Source organism: Salipiger sp., from assembly GCF_059781815.1.
Window position 1 is genome coordinate 1 of the sequence record NZ_JBYNAH010000021.1, and the last position, 2438, is coordinate 2438.

Annotated in this window: 4 protein-coding genes and 1 pseudogene; 3 read left to right on the forward strand and 2 right to left on the reverse strand. The window is 69.6% G+C overall.

The window, feature by feature from the left end; genetic code table 11:
- Nucleotides 1-279, reverse strand: a pseudogene (locus AC6RA4_RS04035) (peptidase M48); the annotation flags it as partial.
- Between the two features lie 138 nt (nt 280-417).
- Between AC6RA4_RS04035 and AC6RA4_RS04040 the strand changes: the two are divergent.
- The gene (locus AC6RA4_RS04040) at nt 418-675 is read left to right on the forward strand and encodes a DUF8831 family protein (protein WP_500157625.1); all 258 of its coding nucleotides are present in this window, start codon (nt 418-420) and stop codon (nt 673-675) included.
- Nucleotides 676-678: 3 nt separating this feature from the next.
- Here AC6RA4_RS04040 and AC6RA4_RS04045 read toward each other — a convergent pair whose 3' ends face one another.
- Nucleotides 679-936, reverse strand: a complete 258-nt coding sequence (locus tag AC6RA4_RS04045) for a DUF167 domain-containing protein (RefSeq protein WP_500157627.1) — start codon at nt 934-936, stop codon at nt 679-681.
- 123 nt (nt 937-1059) lie between these two features.
- On the opposite strand from AC6RA4_RS04045, the gene AC6RA4_RS04050 reads away from it, so the two are divergent.
- Together AC6RA4_RS04050 and AC6RA4_RS04055 are read left to right on the forward strand one after the other, a co-directional pair.
- Complete coding sequence (locus AC6RA4_RS04050; protein ID WP_500157629.1) at nt 1060-1638, forward strand: nitroreductase family protein; 579 nt, start codon at nt 1060-1062, stop codon at nt 1636-1638.
- Nucleotides 1635-2339, forward strand: a complete 705-nt coding sequence (locus tag AC6RA4_RS04055) for an EI24 domain-containing protein (protein ID WP_500157632.1) — start codon at nt 1635-1637, stop codon at nt 2337-2339. The genes AC6RA4_RS04050 and AC6RA4_RS04055 overlap by 4 nt, the downstream gene beginning before the upstream one ends.
- The last annotated feature ends 99 nt before the right edge of the window (nt 2340-2438 follow it).

A 2438-nucleotide genomic window follows, 5' to 3' on the forward strand; every position in this document is an offset into this window, starting at 1 on the left:
GATCGGACGGCCCTGCCGGTCGAGGGTCTGGAAGGCGTTGGCCTCCTGCCCGGGGCGGTCGTCGACCACGATCAGGTAATCGCAGTTGAGCCTCGGCGCGGAGCGGCGGCACTCGGCTTCGGCGATCGGCTCGATCCGGCTTGCGACCTCGACGAACTGCCGGGTGGCGCGCTCGGCCTCGGCGCGGTTCGCTGCCTGCTCGGGGCTCATCGTGACCGGGGCGACCTCGCACGCGGCGAGCAGCAGGAGAAGGGCGGGCAGAAGAAGACGAGGGATCAAGAGAGGGTCCGATCGCGAGTGGGTTTTCACCACCATAGGGGGCCAGTGACCACGGCGCCAGTGGCTCGCTGTCGCGGGCGGGCCGGGGCGGGACTTTTCGGGATAGGCAGCGGATTCCGCCTGCGCTAGGCTCGTCTCATGTTTAGCATCGAGCACGAATTCGACGCCACGGTCGTCACCCTTGTTGACGAGGGCAGCAGCTATCTCCAGGAAGACGTCATCGTCATGGGGTTCGAGGATTGCGTCACCGTCGAGCAATACGATCCGCGCACCGACAAGGTGAACAAGATCACCCTCTCCATGACCCAGATGCGCGACCTCGCCGCCGCCATCAGCCTGCCCGAAGGGGTCTATGTGCGCGACGACGACGCCGAGGAGGGCGACGAGGAGGAGTGAGGCTCAGGCCTCGATCCGGAACGCCTTGTCGCGCGAGGTCGCCCCGCGCACCAGCACCAGCCGCGATTTCGGCACCCCGAGCGCCTTGGCGAGCAGCTTCTGCACGGCGGCATTGGCCTTGCCGTCCTCGGGCACCGTGGTGACATAGACCCTGAGCAGGCCGTCCTCTTCCCGGATCTCGTTGCGCGAGGCCTTGGGCGTCACGCGCAGCTCGAGCGTGGCGCCGGGGATCGCCAGATGGGCCAGCGTGGCCTTGGCCATGTGCGTCGTCCTTCCTCGCCGGGGCGCCTTTCGCTTAGCAGCCGGGCGCGCCACGGGCAACGCGGGCGGTTGAAACCCGCGGGCCAAAGCCTGACATAGGGGCGGACCGTCAAGGAGATGCGCATGCCCACACCGAACCCCGCCGCGATGGACTTCCTGCTGAGCCGCCGCTCGCGCCCGGCCAAGACGCTGACCGGCCCGGCGCCCGACCGCGCGGCGCTGATGCCGATCCTCACCGCCGCCGCGCGGACGCCCGATCACGGCAAGCTCGAGCCGTGGCGCTTCATCGTGCTGGAAGGCGCGGCGCTGCAGCGGCTCGCTGCGGCGGCGGCCGAGCGCGGCGCGGCGCTGGCGCTCGATCCGGTGCAGGCCGACAAGGCCCGCGCGCAGTTCGTCAACAGCCCGCTCTGCGTGGCGGTGGTCGAATCGCCAAAGGAGAGCCCGAAGGTGCCGCCGATCGAGCAGACCTATTCGGCCGGCGCGGTCTGCCTGGCGCTGCTCAACGCGGCTTTGGCCAGCGGCTGGGGCGCCAACTGGCTCTCGGGCTGGATCGCCGAGGATCGGCCCTTTGTCGAAGACACCCTGGGCCTCGCCCCGGAGGAGCGCATCGCCGGCTTCCTGCACATCGGCACCGAAAGCTCGGCCCCGCCCGAGCGCCCGCGCCCGGATCTCGACGCCATCACGACGTGGGTCTCGGAATGATCCCGGTCTCTTCCTTCCTGGCCGCCGTCGGCCAGCTTGGCGACCGCCGCTTCCAGTCGGTGCTGGCCAAGGGGCTCGGCATCACCGTGGCGATCTTCGTGGCGTTCTACGTGGTCTTCGTACAGGTGGTGGGCTGGTTCCTCGGCGACAGCGTGTCGCTGCCGTGGATCGGCACCGTGACCTGGGTCGACGATGCGATCAGCTGGGGTGCGATCCCGCTGATGCTGCTCCTGTCGGTGTTCCTGATGGTGCCGGTGGCCTCGGCGATCACCGGCATCTTCCTCGACGACGTGGCGCAGGCGGTGGAAGACCGGCACTACCCGGCGCTGGGCCCCGCGAACGAGCTGTCGCTGGTGGACAATATCCGCGATTCGCTGGCCTTCCTGGGGGTGCTGATCGGCGCCAACATCATCGCGCTGGTGCTCTACATCTTCCTCGCGCCCTTGGCGCCGTTTATCTTCTGGGGGCTGAACGGCTTCCTTCTGGGGCGGGAATATTTCACCCTCGCGGCGATCCGCCGGGTCGGGCGCGATGGCGCGGCGCAGCTGCGCAAGCGCTACTTCGTGACGATCTGGATCGCCGGCGTGCTGATGGTGGTGCCGCTGACCATCCCGCTGGTGAACCTGCTGGTGCCGATCCTCGGCGCGGCCACCTTCACCCACCTGTTCCACCGGCTCGAGGCCAGGCGCATCCGGGCCTGATGTCTTCGGGCCTCAAGCTATAAAGCGGAGCGGGGGCGCCAACGCCCCCCCCGCCGGGGGGGGCGCCCCCACCCGGCGCGGGGGCGCGGGGAGGGCGGC

Bases quoted from the DNA above. Each gene is read 5' to 3' on its own strand.
- AC6RA4_RS04055 (WP_500157632.1), top strand. From the start codon at position 1,635: ATGATCCCGGTCTCTTCCTTCCTGGCCGCCGTCGGCCAGCTTGGCGAC.
- AC6RA4_RS04045 (WP_500157627.1), bottom strand. From the start codon at position 936: ATGGCCAAGGCCACGCTGGCCCATCTGGCGATCCCCGGCGCCACGCTC.
- AC6RA4_RS04040 (WP_500157625.1), top strand. From the start codon at position 418: ATGTTTAGCATCGAGCACGAATTCGACGCCACGGTCGTCACCCTTGTT.
- AC6RA4_RS04050 (WP_500157629.1), top strand. From the start codon at position 1,060: ATGCCCACACCGAACCCCGCCGCGATGGACTTCCTGCTGAGCCGCCGC.